Origin of the sequence: Lacticaseibacillus jixiensis, assembly GCF_042847315.1 — a bacterium.
Lineage (GTDB): Bacteria > Bacillota > Bacilli > Lactobacillales > Lactobacillaceae > Lacticaseibacillus > Lacticaseibacillus jixiensis.
Genome location: NZ_BAAFPR010000008.1, coordinates 1 through 16,502 on the forward strand (window position 1 = coordinate 1; position 16,502 = coordinate 16,502).

The 16,502-nt window shown below is 51.7% G+C and carries 13 protein-coding genes; 11 read left to right on the forward strand and 2 right to left on the reverse strand.

The genetic code is table 11. The annotated features are described in order from the left end of the window. The first annotated feature begins 300 nt into the window (after positions 1-300). The gene (locus ACGG90_RS06655) at positions 301-1,338 is read left to right on the forward strand and encodes an acyltransferase family protein (RefSeq protein WP_390407419.1); all 1,038 of its coding nucleotides are present in this window, start codon (positions 301-303) and stop codon (positions 1,336-1,338) included. A 65-nt stretch (positions 1,339-1,403) separates the two neighbouring features. Here ACGG90_RS06655 and ACGG90_RS06660 read toward each other — a convergent pair whose 3' ends face one another. After that, positions 1,404-2,330: a glycosyltransferase family 2 protein gene (locus ACGG90_RS06660; protein ID WP_390407421.1), complete on the reverse strand. Its 927-nt coding sequence runs from the start codon at positions 2,328-2,330 to the stop codon at positions 1,404-1,406. 147 nt (positions 2,331-2,477) lie between these two features. On the opposite strand from ACGG90_RS06660, the gene galU reads away from it, so the two are divergent. The 3 genes from galU (at position 2,478) to rfbB (ending at position 6,225) form a co-directional block, all read left to right on the forward strand. Then, positions 2,478-3,371: a UTP--glucose-1-phosphate uridylyltransferase GalU gene (gene galU / locus ACGG90_RS06665; protein ID WP_390407424.1), complete on the forward strand. Its 894-nt coding sequence runs from the start codon at positions 2,478-2,480 to the stop codon at positions 3,369-3,371. Between the two features lie 91 nt (positions 3,372-3,462). Then, positions 3,463-5,199 carry a glycerophosphodiester phosphodiesterase gene (locus ACGG90_RS06670; RefSeq protein WP_390407427.1) on the forward strand — a complete coding sequence of 579 codons (1,737 nt, stop codon included), beginning with the start codon at positions 3,463-3,465 and terminating at the stop codon, positions 5,197-5,199. A 12-nt stretch (positions 5,200-5,211) separates the two neighbouring features. Further along, positions 5,212-6,225, forward strand: coding sequence for a dTDP-glucose 4,6-dehydratase (rfbB, locus tag ACGG90_RS06675; protein ID WP_390407430.1), 1,014 nt, complete (start codon positions 5,212-5,214; stop codon positions 6,223-6,225). Between the two features lie 196 nt (positions 6,226-6,421). Here rfbB and ACGG90_RS06680 read toward each other — a convergent pair whose 3' ends face one another. After that, the gene (locus tag ACGG90_RS06680) at positions 6,422-7,051 is read right to left on the reverse strand and encodes a YigZ family protein (protein WP_390407432.1); all 630 of its coding nucleotides are present in this window, start codon (positions 7,049-7,051) and stop codon (positions 6,422-6,424) included. A 12-nt stretch (positions 7,052-7,063) separates the two neighbouring features. On the opposite strand from ACGG90_RS06680, the gene ACGG90_RS06685 reads away from it, so the two are divergent. From ACGG90_RS06685 to ftsX, 7 genes are all read left to right on the forward strand, one after another. Then, positions 7,064-8,284, forward strand: coding sequence for a helicase-related protein (locus tag ACGG90_RS06685; protein ID WP_390407435.1), 1,221 nt, complete (start codon positions 7,064-7,066; stop codon positions 8,282-8,284). Positions 8,285-8,286: 2 nt separating this feature from the next. Further along, a complete protein-coding gene (locus tag ACGG90_RS06690) occupies positions 8,287-8,955 on the forward strand; it encodes a ComF family protein (RefSeq protein WP_390407438.1) in 669 nt (222 codons plus the stop codon). Between the two features lie 144 nt (positions 8,956-9,099). After that, a complete protein-coding gene (gene hpf / locus ACGG90_RS06695; RefSeq protein WP_390407441.1) occupies positions 9,100-9,645 on the forward strand; it encodes a ribosome hibernation-promoting factor, HPF/YfiA family in 546 nt (181 codons plus the stop codon). Positions 9,646-10,246: 601 nt separating this feature from the next. Beyond that, a complete protein-coding gene (gene secA / locus ACGG90_RS06700) occupies positions 10,247-12,616 on the forward strand; it encodes a preprotein translocase subunit SecA (RefSeq protein ID WP_390407444.1) in 2,370 nt (789 codons plus the stop codon). 647 nt (positions 12,617-13,263) lie between these two features. Continuing rightward, positions 13,264-14,380, forward strand: a protein-coding gene (gene prfB / locus ACGG90_RS06705) for a peptide chain release factor 2 (RefSeq protein ID WP_390407447.1) whose coding sequence is annotated in 2 segments (ribosomal slippage) — positions 13,264-13,335 and positions 13,337-14,380 — 1,116 coding nt in all. Because the reading frame shifts where the segments join, the coding sequence is not laid out codon by codon here. Positions 14,381-14,517: 137 nt separating this feature from the next. Further along, positions 14,518-15,204, forward strand: a complete 687-nt coding sequence (gene ftsE / locus ACGG90_RS06710; RefSeq protein ID WP_390407449.1) for a cell division ATP-binding protein FtsE — start codon at positions 14,518-14,520, stop codon at positions 15,202-15,204. Continuing rightward, positions 15,194-16,081, forward strand: a complete 888-nt coding sequence (ftsX, locus tag ACGG90_RS06715) for a permease-like cell division protein FtsX (RefSeq protein ID WP_390407451.1) — start codon at positions 15,194-15,196, stop codon at positions 16,079-16,081. Before ftsE ends, ftsX begins: the two co-directional genes overlap by 11 nt. Positions 16,082-16,502: the final 421 nt, after the last annotated feature.

A 16,502-nucleotide genomic window follows, 5' to 3' on the forward strand; every position in this document is an offset into this window, starting at 1 on the left:
CGTCCAACTTGATACGAACAATCTCGGGTTGATCTTCGTCCATATAAATACCTCACCATTCTTATGATGAGGTCATGATACCGCTTGGCAATTGAGAGGGATAGGCGGTCTGTTATTAGGTGCTTACGAATGAGTTAATGCATGTTGATGGCAGGGTGATGTTTGTTAACTGGATTGATGTCATAAATTTGCGTTAATTTGCTTGGTTACCAGATATTGGCGATAGCCTGTGCTTTTTTAGAATGTGTTGACATATGGGGGTACAATGAGAAAATACACGTAATAAATGGAGGATGCCGTATGAGTCGGGTCTATCGCTGGGATTGGATGAGGTTAGTGCTAATTGTTTTGGTCGTGTTCGGCCACTTACTAGATCGAGTTGCCTCAAGCGGCGGCGGAACAGCACAACTGGACTATTGGATCTACGTCTTTCATATGCCGGCCTTTATTTTCCTCTCGGGCTTATTTGCAAAACACAATATTCAACAAAGACGCTTCAATAAGATATTTGAATTACTTGGTTACTATCTGATTGCTAAAGTGATCTTGTTTGGTGCGCAATGGCTCGTGGCACCGGCGCAAGTGCCGGCTTTTTCACTGTTATCCGAATCTGGTGTCCCGTGGTATTTATTCGCGATGTTCTGGTTTGAATTAGGGGCAGTACTAGTCGATCGGTTCGATCATCGTTGGGTGTTGATTGGTGTTGGTTTAATTTCATTGTTGGGGCCGTATCTTCCGTTTATTGGCGACGCCTTGGTTTCGGCACGGTTTATTGGGTTCTTGCCATATTTCTATCTCGGCTACTTATTTGATCCCCAATGGTTGACCGAACAACTGCATGCGAAGTATCTGCCGCTGCTCGGCGGTGTTGTACTGGTGGTTACGGCAGTGCTGGTGTGGGCTTTATATGAGCATTTAGGGTCGACTTGGGGCTTGCTCACTTGTCGGCTGCCTTACGTCAAAATGGGGGACTTATACGTGCGTTATGGTCCAGTGATGCGGCTGATCTTTCAAACTGGCGTGATCGTCATCATCATGGCGATCGCGGCGGTGATGCCAGTTGGCAAAGGGCCATTCGTGTGGATAGGGGCGAAAACATTACAAGTTTATGTTTTTCATATTCCGCTCATTCGCCTGGTGAATGATGTGCTGCATCTGGATCGATTCATTGCGCAATATATTCCCAGTGTGATCATGGCAAACTTGCTTATCGCGGTCGTGATCGTCTTGCTGTGTGTGACGCCGCCAGTTTCTTGGCTGACCAGGTGGTTGTTTCATCCGGTACAAGCTTATACGCAGTTAATGAAACGTTGGCAAAATCAATCAGCAATCAGCTAAAGCTGGCTGACACTAAACAAACAATCCAGCAAGACCACCTTTTGGCCTTGCTGGATTGTTTTAATTTATTTGATCTCATTTGCGATATAAATCGGTCGATTCTTGACTTCCAAGTAGATCTTGCCAATATAGCGCCCCAAGATTCCGGTGGCAAACAACTGCAAGCCGCCGATCATCAAGAAGATCGACACCATTGACGGCCAACCTGGTGTGGGATCACCGAAGATCGCCGCACGGACAATGATGAAGATCAAAGCCAATAAGGCCACGACAAAGCTGGTGATTCCAACCCAAGAAACGAAGGCCAGCGGGGCATCTGAGAAGTCAATGATGCCATCCAGCGAATAGCGAAAAAGACTGGTGAAACTCCAAGACGTTGTGCCATGTTGACGTTCGACATTCTGATAAGGCAGATATTTGGACTTGAACCCGATCCAGCCAAAGATCCCTTTGGAGAAGCGGTTGTGTTCGCTCAGGGATAACACGGCGTTGACATATTTAGGCGTCATCACCCGAAAGTCGCGTGCGCCAGGGACGATATCGGCTTGTGAGATCCGTTTCATCACCTTGTAGAACATATTGGAGAAGAAACTGCGCAATACCGGCTCGCCGGTGCGATCCATGCGCGCAGCCCCGACCATTTCATAGCCTTCGCGGATCCCGGCCAGCATTTCTTTAAGCATTTCCGGGGGATCTTGCAAATCGGCGTCCATGATCGTGTATAAATCGGCTTTGGCATGTTGCAAGCCGGCATACATGCCGGCTTCTTTGCCGAAGCCGCGGGAGAAATCGATATAATGCACATCAGGGTCAGTCAGCTGCAGCTGTTTGATCTCAGCTAAGGTGCGGTCAACAGAGCCGTCATTGATGTACCAGAAGATTGGGCGATAATCAGGCAAGTCGGCGAATGTGCGTTGAACGGCTTGGTAGAAAATCGGCACGTTCTCTTCCTCATTGTGGCAAGGAATAATGATGGCCAAGGTTTGTGTCACGATGGTGCCTCCTCAAGATACTTCAGTTAGATTAAGTATAGCATAGCGCCATGATCGAATGAGCCGAATTCGCTCACCTGGAAGCGCTGCTTTATTGTTCGTGCTTTTTCGGGTACACTTAAGGCATTCATTCAAGGAGGCCTGACGTTGAAAGTACGTAAAGCAGTTATTCCCGCCGCAGGATTAGGGACTCGCTTCCTGCCTGCGACCAAAGCATTGGCTAAGGAAATGTTACCGATCGTTGATAAGCCAACGATCCAGTTTATCGTAGAAGAAGCTAAAGCCAGCGGCATCGAAGACATTCTGATCGTGGAAGGCAAGTCCAAGCGTTCTATCGAAGATCACTTTGATTCGGCCCCAGAACTTGAACAGAATCTTGAAGCTAAAGGCAAAACCAAGCTGCTTGACCTGGTTCATCAAACCACTGATATCGGGGTGAATTTATTCTTTGTGCGTCAACCTTATCCCAAAGGCTTAGGGGATGCCGTACGCTTGGCTAAGTCGTTCATTGCCGATGAGCCGTTTGTGGTGATGCTAGGCGACGACTTGATGAAAGATAAGGTACCATTGACCAAACAATTGATCAATGCTTATGATCAAACCCATGCATCGATTCTGGCTGTTAAGAAGGTACCGCACACCGATGTTTCGGCTTATGGCGTGATCGATCCGGAATCGGAGATCGCACCAGGTTTGTTTAACGTCAAGAAGTTTGTTGAAAAGCCGTCAATCGACGAAGCGCCATCAGATTTGGCCATCATCGGCCGCTATTTATTGACACCAGAGATCTTTGATGTGTTGGACCAACAAAAGCCTGGCCTTGGCGGCGAGATCCAGCTTACCGATGCAATCGATACGTTGAATCGGACCCAGCGCGTATTTGCCCATGAGTTTACCGGCCAGCGCTTTGATGTCGGCAATAAGTTTGGCTTTGTGAAAACCACCATTGAATATGGCTTGACCCATCCTGAAGTGAAGGATCAATTGCGTGCTTACTTGTTGAAGTTAGCCGCCGAATTGCAACCCAAGCAGCAGAAATGATCCACAAAGAAGCTCGTCGCTAAGGCGAGCTTTTTGTGTCGGTGAACTCAGGGGATGTGATAGAATCAAAGACGGAATACAGGGGGACATCGTGCATAAAAGATGGGATAAACTATGGCTTTGCGGCTGCTTGATGTTGTTGTTGCTGATCGGGACAGGCGCAGGTAAGCCGGCGCAAGGGGCATATCATGCAGATGGCCGCTATGTCACGATCGTCAGCGGAAATTACACCACGTGGTCGAGTTTTTATTGGCAAAAGCGTGGTGCGACCAAAAAGCTGCTTCACCGAACTTTCTTGGCGAAAGGGCGTTATGTTCACCAAAACGGCAACACTTACTATTCGCTGTACAATACGCAAGGCAAGTGGTTTGGTTATTCAAACGCCAAGGCGACAAAATCCGCACCAGGGGTTCAAGGCTTGTGGCACAAAACTGATCAATATGTGACCACCACCAAGCGCGGCTATCCTTTCTGGCGCAGCTTCTTTGGCAGCCGCTTTGGCAGCACCACCCAGAATTATCAACAAACTTATCATGCCACAGGGATCTATTATGCCGCTAACGGCAGTACTTATTTGTCGCTGTATGACGCTAAGCGCCGCTGGTGCGGCTATCTTAATCAAGCTGCTGTGATTAAAGGCCAAGGCAGCCAAGGCGCATGGTTGAAAGCCAATCGTTATGTCACTGTCGTTGATAGCAGCTACCCGCTGTGGCGCAGTTTCTATCAAGGCCAAAGCAAGTCGATCACCCCGCTGACTTATCACGTCACCGGGGAATATCATGCGCTGTCAGGCGCGCAGTATGTTTCGGTGTATGATGCACAAGGCAAATGGCATGGTTATGTCAACACCTTGGCGACCAAGGCTGCCGCCGGACCACAAGGCGCTTGGTTAGCCGATACGCATTATCTCAAGATCGTGCATGCCTATTCGCTGTGGCAAAGTTTCTTTGGCCGCCACACCTCTGCCAAGCTGGGGTTGACCTATCATACCGCGGGGAAATATCGCCACCTTAATGGCACGATTTATTATTCAGTGTATGATGCGGCTGATCGTTGGCTGGGGTACTTGAATGCTGCGGCTGCAAAAATCATCGATCAAGCGCCCCAACCCGGCTTTGCCTTATCTGCTCATCGCGGCGTGCACACTGATGCGCCAGAGAATTCGCTGGCGGCGATCAATGCGGCAGGCAAAGCCGGGTTTGGTTTGGTGGAATTGGATGTACAAGAAACTGCTGACCATCATGAGGTCTTGATGCATGATCAAACCATTGATCGCACCACGACTGGCACTGGCAAGGTAAGCCAGCTGACGTTAAGCCAGATCCAAGCCGTGGCGTTAAAAGGGCCAAATGGCAAAAGCACGACCAACAAAGTGCCAACTTTAGCTGCGGCTTTAGCGACGGCAGCGGCAGATCACTTATTTGTGAACTTGGATGGCAGCAAAGGCAATTGGCAGGATCTTCAATTTACTGATCGCGTCGTGGCCCAGCTGAAAGCCAACGGGTTATATGCGTCATCATTTTTCGTGTTAAGCAACGCTGCGGTGCGGCGGCAGTTCATGCAGCGTTATCCAGACGCGAAAGTGACGTGGCTGTATTCGCCAAGTGTCTCGCCGGAAGTGACTTTGCAAGCCTTGCAGCAATATCCGCATGCATTGTTTTCAATAGCCAGTGAGGATGTTACGCCTGGCATCATTGCACTGATGCAAGCCAGCGGGATCGCGGTGCATGTGTATCATGTTAACGATGTGGCAGTGGCCAAGCGGCTGAAGGCTTTGGGTGTGAATTATCTTGAAACCGACACGTTGACCCCGGCGCAGGTAAACTAGGAGGATTTGATCGTGAAGCTGTTAGTCACAGGTGGTGCAGGATTTATCGGTGCCAATTTTGTGCATTATGTTCATCAGCAGCACCCGGCAGTGCAGGTGGTAGTTTTAGACAAGCTGACTTATGCCGGCAATCGGGCCAACTTGGCGGATGTGTTAGGCGACAAGGTGCAATTGGTTGTTGGCGACATTTGTGATGCGGCCTTGGTGGATCAGCTGATGGCCAAAGCCGATGCCTGTGTGCATTTTGCCGCAGAGTCACACAATGATAATGCGTTGCAAGATCCAACACCGTTTCTGCAGGCGAATGTGGTTGGCACTTACACGCTGCTGGAGGCGGCGCGCAAGTACGATGTGCGCTTCCATCATGTGTCAACAGATGAGGTGTATGGCGATTTGCCGCTGCGCGATGCGGCGACTGGTGCCGGTGAGGCGTTCACCACGGCGTCGCGGTATCATCCCTCGAGTCCTTATGCGGCGACTAAAGCCGCCTCTGACATGCTGGTGCAAGGTTGGACGCGGTCGTTTGGGGTGCAGGCGACGATTTCGAATTGCTCAAACAATTATGGGCCGTATCAGCATATTGAGAAATTCATCCCGCGGCAAATCACCAATATCTTGACTGGCCGCATGCCGAAACTTTATGGGCAAGGCAAGAATGTGCGCGACTGGATCCATGTCCAAGACCACTCAGCGGCAGTATGGATGATCTTGACCAAAGGAAAAATTGGTGAGACGTATTTGATCGGTGCTAACGGCGAACACGATAACCGCACGGTGCTGGGTATGATCTTGCAACTAATGGGCAAGCCAGCAACTGCTTATGAACAAGTCGCCGACCGACCGGGGCACGATTTGCGTTACGCCATTGATGCGACAAAACTGCAAACTGAGCTGGGCTGGCAACCGCACTTTACTGATTTTGAAGCAAGATTGCAGGCGACAATCGATTGGTATCGCATGCATCGTGACTGGTGGCAAGCGCAAAAGGCGCAAGTTGAGGACCAATATGCGCAGCACAAACAGTAATATTGGGCCGCATTTCGGTTGAGGATACAGGTAATATCTGAAAATATGGCCTGTGTCCTCAGCGGAAATGCCAGCTGGACGTTTTACGGCTTTAATAAAACAACAGCAGCGCCACCCAACGATTCTGCACTTGAATCGTTAGGCGGCGCTGTTTGACGTTGCTTAGTGGCAAGTGACGCTGCCGATTGACACTTGCTTATTCCACATCCTGCCACCCAGCAATCGCGTCGCCGATTTCAATCGTCACTTGTCCAGCCAACAAGTCAGTCAGTGCCTGTTGCAGCGTTGGCAGAAAAGTTTCGTCGACTGCGCAGTAAACCGTAACATTCTCCGCGTATACAATATTTGACGGGGTGATTGCTTGTTCATCCAGCCAGTGCTGCACCGCGCCTAGTTGCGCATAGGTGATGTGAATGGTGACAGCTTGCATCGGCACGCGCTGGATGATGCCGACAGCATGCACGGCTTCGACCACTGAATCGGCATAAGCGCGGATCAAGCCGCCGGCGCCAAGCTTGATCCCGCCAAAATAGCGCGTGGTCACGGCGACCACATCATGCAATTGCAGCTGCTGCAGGCTGGTGAGCATCGGCACGCCGGCGGTACCAGAAGGTTCGCCGTCATCGGTGGCGCGTTGGATGTGATCATCATCGCCTAATAAATATGCGGAGACGTTGTGGTTGGCTTTATAGTGCGTTTTCTTGACCGCAGCGATGAAGGCTTGGGCGTCGTCAACGCTTTGGATGGGTTGCAGTTGGGTGATGAAGCACGACTTCTTGATGATCAGTTCATGTTGGCCGGCTTGTTTGATCGTACGATAGGTCATGGGAGGCTCCTTATGCGGTATGCGGGGATGCAGTTGCTTCAAGCAGATGTGACTAGTGACTTAAGTTTAGCACAGCGCGTGGCTGCTGTGGATGCGCAAGGGCATTGTCAGCGCTGCGGTAATGCGCAATTAATCGCGCTGCCTAATGGTGAGCGATATTGTCCGGCGTGCATTAATTTAGGGCGCGTGACCAGCGGTGATTGGCTGTATCGCTTCGCCGCACCGCCTGTGGCACCAACGGCGATGACTTGGTCAGGCCAACTGACTAAAGCGCAGGCCCAAGCGTCAGCGCGCTTGGTTGCGGCAGTGGCTGCAGGACAAGATTATTTGTTGTGGGCGGTGACTGGCGCTGGCAAAACCGAGATGCTTTTTGCCGCCATCGCGTCAGTGCTTGCCCAAGGCCAGCGGGTGGCAGTGGCAGCCCCTAGAGTGGATGTGGTGCGGGAGTTGGCGCCGCGCTTGCAAGCGGCTTTTGCCCACACCGCCATGGCCGTGCGCTATGGCGGCGCGCCTTGGCCGACGCAAGATTGTCCGTTGGTGGTATGCACCACGCATCAATTGTTGCGATATTATCAGGCGTTTGATCTGTTAGTCGTTGATGAAGTCGACGCGTTTCCTTTTGCTCATGATCAAGCCTTGGCCCATGCTGTCAACGCTGCAGCCCGCGGTGCGAAAGTGTGGCTGAGTGCCACGCCGCCTCAAGCTTTGCGCCGTTTGGGCCACAGCGTCTTGCCGCGGCGCTTTCATGGCTATCCGCTGCCGGTGCCGCAAGTACAATTGGCCACGCCGCCTCAGCGCCTAACTGGCAAAATCCGCACCCAGCTTAACCAGTGGGTCGGCGACTACCAGGTGTTGGTATTCGTACCAGATATTTCATGGCTGGCGGCGTTGACCAAAACATTAACTGACGTGCTTGGCGTGGCAGTGGCCGGCGTGCATGCCAATGATCCCCAGCGCGCCGAGAAAGTTGCGGCGTTTCGTGCCGGTGAGTTGCAAGTGTTAGTGGCTACCACGATCTTAGAGCGTGGCGTGACGATCCCGCATTGTGCCGTGGTGGTATTGGCTGCAGATTCGCCACGTTTCGGCCAAGCGGCGCTGATTCAAATGGCCGGCCGAGCCGGGCGTGCGGCAAGTTCACCGGATGATCCGGTGGTGTATGTGGCGCGGCATTACACTCGCAGTATCCAATTGGCGATTCGCGAAATCAAGCTGCTGAATGCAATGGAGGGCTAACCGTGAAATGTTTGTTATGCCAACAGCCGATCGTGATGCAATGGCAACTGGCCCAGCTATTGACAACTCACGCATTGCTGCTGCCGCGGCTGTGCGCGACTTGTTTGCGCCAATTTGAAGCCATTGATCAAGCTCAAGCTTGCCCAGGCTGTGGTCGGGCTGATTCCCCAACGCTTTGTCATGATTGTCAGCGCTGGGTGCAAATGGGCGAAACGTTGCTGCACAATCAAGCGGTGTTTACGTATAACGCCGCAATGAAGGCGTTCATTCAACAATACAAAGGCCTAGGCGATTGGCGTTTGCATGAAGCATTCAGCCCGCAGCTGCAATTAACTCAGCGCGGGATGGTTTTGGTACCGATCCCCACTGAAGCCAAACATTACGCCGTGCGCGGCTTTGATCCGGTGGCCGGCTTGTTTGGCCATTTGCCGTTGAAGCATTGGCTGCACAAAGCCGACACTGTGCTGCCGCAAGCCAAGAAAGATCGCGCCGGGCGCATGCAAACGCCGCAGAGTTTTAGCTTGGCGGCTGAGGTGGAATCTGGCAAGGTACACACGATATGCTTATTAGATGATTTGTACACCACCGGGCGCACGTTGTATCACGCCGCAGACGCGTTGCGCGCCGGCGGTTTTAGTGGGAAAATCATCAGTCGGACATTAATTCGCTAATAGTTTAGTAAACTTTTCACGAATTATGGTTTGTGTCTGACGGCGGTTTCGGCTATAATAAAGTCAAGGAGATGGAAGGGCTGCCAAAGCCCCTCCGTCCACGTATCACGGCGATCGTGATACGGATGAAAGGGGAGAAGTGTCATGCTAACATACAACGTTCGTGGCGAAAATATCGAGGTTACTGATGCGATTCGAGCTTACGTCGAGAAACGGATCAGCAAGCTCAATAAGTTTTTCGATAACTCAGTGCAAGCGATCGCGCATGTGAATCTGAAAGTTTACCCCGACAAGACGGCGAAGGTCGAAGTGACCATCCCGCTGTCGTATCTGACCTTGCGTGCCGAAGAAACCAGCCCTGATCTGTATGCCAGCGTTGACTTGGTGACTGATAAGCTGGAACGGCAAGTCCGCAAGTACAAGACCAAGATCAATCGCAAGTCGCGTGAGAAGGGCCTGGAACCGATCCAAGTGGCGCCTGAAGACGCTGAGTCTGTGGATGAAGATCCATTGCAAGTGGTTCGCACTAAGCGCGTCTCCTTGAAGCCGATGGATTCTCAAGAAGCCGTGTTGCAAATGGACATGTTGGGCCACAACTTCTTCATCTTTGAAGATGCCGAAACCAGCGGTACCAGCATTGTCTACAAGCGCCGCGACGGCCGCTATGGCTTGATCGAAACTGACGAATAATTAAGGAGGCCGCGCAGATGCGCGGCCTTTTGGATGGGCAACGAAGGACTCGAATGTCCTGCAAGCAGCGCTTGCGGCACATCGGGGATTATTGTACAATCATGTCAGAAAAGATGTTGTTCAAAATATCACCGAGCCGCACGGCCTGCTAGACGTGCGGTTTTTTTGCGTCAAAAAAAGAGGGCGCCTGCTAGAGCGTATCCTCTTCCTGAAACAAAACTAGGGTGTCGCTAATCCTTGTGGTTGTGGTGCTTTGCTAGCCAGTGGTCGAAAGCGACCGCGAGTAACTCAACCACAAGTGGCCCAACAAGCGCAGAAAAGATGTCATTCAAAAGTATCACCCCCGATCCGTCGCAGAATCGGGTGATAGCGACATGTTATGATACCAGTATTTGCCGGACTGCCGCTTGAGACAGAATTAAGCGGTGGTGACATGACTGTGATGGATCGATGAGATAATTATCATGGCAGGCGCTTGTTGGCGTAACATGTGAATTATATGACAAACGTGTCGTCAGGTTTCCAATTGGGCTGATCAATGCTAGAATAGATACGATACTGTCAGTACGTGTACATTTTTTGACAGAAGGGAAATTAATCAATGGCAAATCCACTTAGAAAATGGGTCGAAAACGATAAACGCGAGGTTAACCGCATCGGCAAGATCGCCGATAAAGTCATCGCGCATGAACAAGAAATGGCCGCATTAAGCGACGAAGAATTACAAGCTAAAACGCCGGCGTTCAAACAACGCCTGCAAAACGGCGAAACTCTGGATGATATCCTGCCTGAAGCCTTCGCAGCAGTTCGCGAAGGGGCCAAGCGGGTCCTTGGGCTGTTCCCATTTCGGGTGCAGATTATTGGTGGGATCACCTTACATGAAGGCAACATCGCCGAAATGAAAACTGGTGAAGGGAAAACCTTGACCGCTACCATGCCAGTGTACTTGAACGCCTTGGCAGGCCACGGGGTCCATGTGGTCACCGTCAACGAATACCTGTCTGCGCGTGACGCCACAGAAATGGGCGAATTGTACAACTGGATGGGCCTTTCGGTGGGCTTAAACACTCACGACAAGTCCAGCGACGAGAAGCGTGAAGCGTATAACGCCGACATTACTTACTCGACTAACGCGGAGCTTGGGTTTGATTACCTGCGTGACAACATGGTTGTTTATAAGCAGCAAATGGTGCAGCGCGAATTAAACTACGCCATCGTCGATGAAGTTGACTCTATTTTAATCGATGAAGCGCGGACGCCTTTGATCATTTCAGGCGGCGCCGAGAAGTCTAACGGGTTATATATCCGCGCTGACCGCTTCGTTAAGACCCTTAAAGAAGACGATGATTACAAGATCGACTGGCCGACTAAGACCATCAGCTTGACGGAACAAGGGATCCGCAAAGCCGAGAAGACTTTTGGCTTGAAGAACTTGTATGACACCGAAAACACCGCCTTGACCCACCATATGGATCAGGCGCTGCGGGCCAATTACATCATGCTCAAAGATATCGACTACATGGTCAAAGACGGTGAAGTCTTGATCGTTGATTCCTTCACCGGCCGGGCCATGGAAGGCCGGCGCTTCTCCGACGGCTTGCATCAAGCCATCGAAGCCAAAGAAGGCGTCGAGATCCAAGATGAGAACCAAACCATGGCGACCATCACCTATCAGAACTTCTTCCGGATGTACAACAAGCTGGCTGGGATGACTGGTACGGCTAAGACTGAAGAAGAAGAATTCCGCGAAATCTACAATATGAACGTGTTGTCGATTCCAACTAACCGCCCGATCGCCCGGGTCGACGCACCAGATATCTTGTATCCGACTTTGGAATCCAAGTTCAAAGCCGTCACTGAAGACATCAAAAAGCGCCACGCCAAGGGCCAACCGATCTTGGTTGGTACCGTTGCGATCGAATCTTCCGAACGCTTATCCAAGATGCTTGATGAAGAAGGCATTCCGCATTCCGTCTTGAACGCCAAGAACCATGCGCGTGAAGCCGAGATCGTTATGAATGCCGGCCAACGCGGTGCCGTGACCATTGCCACTAACATGGCTGGGCGGGGGACTGATATCAAACTCGGCCCTGGCGTCAAAGAAGTCGGCGGCTTGGCCGTTATTGGGACTGAACGTCATGAATCTCGACGGATCGACAACCAGTTGCGGGGCCGTTCCGGTCGCCAAGGTGATCCGGGTTCGACGCAATTCTATCTGTCGTTGGAAGACGATTTGATGAAGCGCTTCGGTTCTGATCGCATCAAGGCCATGCTGGATCGCTTCAAGCTGGAAGACGACGAACAAGTGATCAAGTCGCGGATGATTTCGCGTTCGGTTGAATCTGCGCAAAAGCGGGTCGAAGGTAACAACTACGATACCCGTAAGAACACCTTGCAATATGATGATGTCATGCGTGAACAGCGCGAAGTCATTTACAAGCAGCGTCAACAAGTCATCAATGAAGATGAAACACTTAAGCCTGTTTTGATGGCGATGATCGATCGCTGCATCACCCGCATCGTGCAATTGCACACCCAAGGCGACCGCGACAAGTGGGAGCTGGATGCGATTTACGATTACGTCACCAACAACATGGTCAGCCCAGAAACCATTTCCAAAGAAGCCTTGTTTGGCCGTCAGCCAACGCAAGACGGCTTGATCAAGCACATCGAAGAACTCGCCGAAGCCAACTACGAACAGAAGTTAAAGCAGTTAGGTGATAGTGCGCAGATGCTTGAATTTGAGAAAGTCGTGATCTTGCGGGTCGTCGATTCCTTGTGGACCGACCATATCGATGTCTTAGACCAACTGCGTCAATCCGTTGGGTTGCGCGGTTACGGCCAAATGAACCCGTTGGTCGAATATCAAGAAGAAGCCTACCGAATGTTTGAAGAAATGATCGCGCACATGGATGAAGACGTGACCCGTCTGTTCATGAAAGCCGAGATCCGTCAAAACATCCGCCGCTAATCACAAAAGGTCGGGCCAGCGCTCGACCTTTTGCCTGTTACAAACCAAAGCGGGCCGGAACCGGTGTCTGGTGGCCGCATTGCGCTCCGGTCAGATGGCGTGGAACGGGGTGGGCGGCAGGCGAGCTAACGCGACATCTCCGCTGCGCTGCGTATGTCGAGTGGATCTCGCCTGCGCGCCTTGTTCTAAGCGCCTGCGCGCGTTGCGCTCCGGTGCTAAGAACAACGACACCCCTGACGCCATCTGACCTCCGCGCACTGCGGCCACCAGGCACCGGTTCCTTCGGAGTGTATTTCGAAACGTGATGGATGTTGATTGAATATTGATCTGACAAAATTCTAACTTATTACGGCTAAAGTAGGGTAAGGGTTGCGAAGTGGCGTGGGGAAAGCGACGGTCAGGCCGTGAAACGATCAGCCCAGTAAGACAAGCGGGCTTTGCTTGGCTTTCTGGGCTGATCGCGGCAAGAATCGAGACAGGCAGGTGAGCGCAGCGAGCGCCTGGCTCGATTCTTAGGCGTAAAACGCGCGTTTTTCAGCGCGGTTGAAGCCGGCCGCACTGCCTGCGCCGCCGCTTTTCCCACGCCGCGCAGCAACCCTTGCCCGGCCAGTCAGCCATCACGAGCATTTTTTAAAGGAGAATTTTTCATGGAATTAGCAGAAGCGCGCAACTTGCTTGCGCAATTACGTACCAAAATAAATCAGTTCAGGGGGTCTCTTTGACCTCGATGCGCTGAACGAACGCATCTCTGAGAATGAAGGCCGCATGGCGGAACCGGATTTCTGGAATGACCAAGAAGCCGCGCAGAAGGTGATCAATGCCAACAACGTGTTGAAAACCAAGCACGACAACTTCTACGCCTTGGCCAATAAGCTCGATGACCTTGACGTGTCGCTGGAATTGTTACAAGAAGAACCAGATGCCGACATGCAAGCGGAGTTTGAACACGACTTGGCAGCCTTGCAAGAACACATGAACACCTACGAAATGGCGCTGCTGTTGAACGGGAAATATGACGCCAACAACGCGATCTTGGAAATCCATCCTGGCGCTGGCGGCACGGAATCCCAAGACTGGGGCAGCATGTTGTTGCGGATGTATCAACGCTGGGCTGATCAGAACGGCTACAAAGTCGAAGTGGCTGATTACTTGGCCGGCGATGAGGCCGGCATCAAGTCGGTGACCTTGTTGATCGAAGGCGAGAATGCTTATGGCATGCTGCGCAGTGAAAAAGGCGTTCACCGTTTAGTGCGGATCTCGCCTTTTGACTCGGCAGGGCGGCGCCATACGTCGTTTGCTTCAGTGGATGTGATGCCTGAATTGGACAACTCCATCGACATCGATATTCGTCCCGAAGACATCAAAATGGAAGTCTTTCGCTCCAGTGGTGCCGGTGGTCAGCATATCAACAAAACCAGTTCGGCGGTGCGCTTGATCCATATCCCTACCGGCATCGTCGTATCCAGCCAAGCGCAGCGTTCGCAATTTCAGAACAAAGCCACGGCGATGGGGATGTTGAAGGCGAAGTTATACACCCGCGAACAAGAGAAGAAAGCCCAAGAAGCTGCCGCCATCAAAGGCCAGCAGCTGGATGTGGCGTTTGGCTCGCAGATCCGCTCGTATGTTTTCCACCCGTATACCATGGTTAAAGACCACCGCTCCAATTACGAAACGGGCAATGGCCAAGCCGTGATGGACGGGGATTTGAACCCGTTTATCTACGCTTATTTGCAATGGCAGCTATCCACCGAGAACCCGAATTGACCCGTTGTGAAAACGCGAATGAATGCGCGGTGTGATTTTGTAATGTGACTGCAATCGTCTTGTTGTATACGGCTGTTATACTGGGTAGCGCAAGGCATCATTGGGTGCCAACGTCAATGCTGTAAGGAGACACAAGCATGATTCAAATGAAGAACGTGATGATGAAGTACAATAATGGCGTCATCGCGATGAAAGACTTGAATATTACCGTTGAACCCGGTGAATTCGTCTATGTGATCGGGCCTAGTGGGGCCGGTAAGTCCACTTTTATCAAGATGCTGTATCATGAATTGATTCCTACTGAAGGGACCATTGTGATCAATGACTATGATTTCGCGACCATGAAGCCGGCTGAAGTGCCGTTCATGCGCCGGCAGCTGGGCATCGTGTTCCAGGATTTCAAGTTATTGCCGCGCTTGACGGTATACGAGAACGTCGCTTATGCGATGCAAGTCATCGAAACGCCTGACAAAGACATTCGCCCGCGGGTGCAAGAAGTCTTGCGCTTAGTTGGTTTGGAACAGAAGATTCGCCGCTTCCCGTCTGAATTGTCTGGTGGGGAACAACAGCGGGTTTCCATTGCGCGGGCCATCGTTAACAAGCCAAAGATCGTCATCGCCGATGAACCAACTGGTAACCTTGATCCGGAAACTGCCGAAGGGATCATGGAGATCCTGGAGAAGGTCCATGCTAATGGCACGACGGTGATCATGGCGACGCATAACCAACAAATGGTGGATGAACACACACACCGGGTCTTAGAAATCGCCGGTGGTCGGATCATCCGTGACGACAAGGAAGGGAGTTATCAAAGTGAAGCCTAATGTATTCAAGCGCCACTTGAAAGACTCTTGGAAGTCCTTGCGTCGCAATGGCTGGATGTCTGTAGCGGCAGTTTCTGCAGTGACAGTTACCTTGCTTTTAGTCGGCATTTTCATGGCGTTGCTGCTCAACGTCAACCGGATCTCGCATCAAGTGGAAAACGACGTGCGGGTGCGGGTTTATGTCGAACGCGGCACCACTGCCAAGCAAGAAGCCGCTTTGAAAAATAAGCTCAAGGACATGTCGCAAGTCAAAACGGTCAAGTACCGCTCGGCCAAGAAGGAACTTGATACCATCGTTGGCAGTTATGGCCAACAGTGGAACATGTTCTCTGGCGACAAGAATCCGTTGAACAATGTGTTCTTAGTCGACACCAAAGATCCTAAAGCTACGATTGCTGTGGCCAAGAAAGCCGAAAAACTCGATCATGTTTCGGAAGCTTCTTACGGTGGTACCACTGCCAAGAAACTGTTTAAGACAGTCGATACCATTCAGCGTTGGGGTATTGGGTTCACGGCACTGTTGCTGTTTGTGGCGGTGTTCCTGATTTCTAACACGATTCGGATCACGATCTTGTCGCGGGCTGATGAAATCGGCGTGATGCGGCTGGTCGGGGCCACCAACGGCTATATTCGCTGGCCATTCCTCTTAGAAGGGGCATGGACCGGGTTGCTTGGGGCCGTCATCCCGATGGTCGTGGTCGATGTAGGCTATTCATTGGTTTACTCACATGCGGACTTGACGACGGCTGCCAACGGTTATTCTTTGTATCCGAACATGCCGTTCCTGTTCTGGCTGGACTTGGCTTTGGCCGTAGTCGGTATCGTGATCGGGGCGTTAGGTTCTGTCGTTTCCATGCGGCGCTTCCTTAAGATCTGATCGTAATTTTACAAAAGGCTCTGCACCGCTTCTTCAGCGGTGCGGAGCTTTTTTGTTGGGTTGCGCAATCAGACGAAGACCGTAGTCGTGGCGGTCCGGACAGGCGTTGCTTCGGCGCGCGGGGCAAGCATCGGCGCAGGCGGTGCGGCCGGTTCCAACCGCGCAGAAGAACGCGCGTTTTCCACCTAAGAATTTAGCCGTGCGCTCGCTTTGCTCACCTGCACGTCTAAATTCTTGCCGCGATTAGCGTTGCGAGCCAAGCACAAACCGCTTGTCTCACGACGCTGATCGTTTCACGGCCTGACCGATGCTTGCCCCGCGCGCCTACGCAACGCCTGTCCTCCTGTATTGGAATTGGGATAGTGATTGGTTGACTGGTATAACAACGACTTAGGTCTGTGTTGCTGCGTCACGCAGCTCG